This window comes from Mycobacterium sp. DHQP2018-32-09 (assembly GCF_058148405.1).
On the sequence record NZ_JBYVYK010000115.1, the window covers coordinates 1 to 981 of the forward strand.

Consider the following 981-nt stretch of genomic DNA (forward strand, 5'->3'; position numbering starts at 1 on the left):
CGGTGGCGACGGCGCGACCGGGGCGACCGGCGCGGCGGGCGCATCCCATCCGACGTCGGCCGCCGATGGCGGTGCCGGCGATACCGGTGGTGGCGGTGGAGTCGGTGGTCGCGGCGGCGACGGCGGGGGCGGCGGTGCTGCGGGTGCGGGCACCGTCTCGGGAACGGCAGGTGCCAACGGTGCCGGTGGTGCCGGTGGCAATGGTGGCAGGGGTGGCACCGGCGGCCGGGGCGGCGACAGTGGGCTGGGATCCGGCGGTGCCGGAGGTACTGGGGGACAAGGGGGTTCGGCCGGTGTGGGCGGCGACGCCGGCACCGGCGGAGTGATCGGAACGGGGACGGGGGGCGACGCAGGCGCACTCGGCGCCGGGGGTGACGGCGGTGACGGGGGCAAGGGCACCGGCAACGGCGGCCGGGGCGGTGACGGTGCGTCGATGAGCGGCGCGGGTGATGGCATCACCGTCGTCGCCGGTAATGGCGGCTCCGGTGGCATCGGCTCGGTGGGTGCGCCGGGGCAGGGCGGCAACGGGGGTACGGCAGTCGTGGTCGGCGACGGCTCGACCAGCACCGGCGGGCGGGGCGGCACCGGCGGCATCAGCTTCACCGGCGGCGGAGCGGGCGGTCAGGGTGGCGCGGCCACCGCGTCCGGGACGGGTGCCACCGCGCAGGGCGGCGCCGGCGGTACCGGCGGAGGCCAGGCCCAGGGTGGTGTGGGTGGAGACGGCGGGTCGGCGGCCGTCGACGGACCCAACGGGACGGCCGTGGGCGGGTCGGGCGGTAGCGGGGGACAGGGGCAGATCTACGGCGGCGGACGTGGCGGGACCGGCGGCGCGGCGTCGTCCACCGACGATGTCGGGAGTACCGCGACCGGCGGCGCCGGTGGCACCGGTGGCACGAGTGCCGCCACGGGAGGGGGCGCGGGCGGTGCGGGTGGCACGGCGACGTCGACGTCCGGAGCGGCCACCGGCGGTGCCGGCGGGCG

2 pseudogenes are annotated in these 981 nt (G+C 79.1%); both read left to right on the forward strand.

The features are described 5' to 3' along the window. Positions 1–326, forward strand: a pseudogene (locus tag AC30CM_RS26920) (hypothetical protein); the annotation flags it as partial. Further along, a pseudogene (locus AC30CM_RS26925) lies at positions 296–981 on the forward strand (hypothetical protein); the annotation flags it as partial. The pseudogenes AC30CM_RS26920 and AC30CM_RS26925, both read left to right, overlap by 31 nt.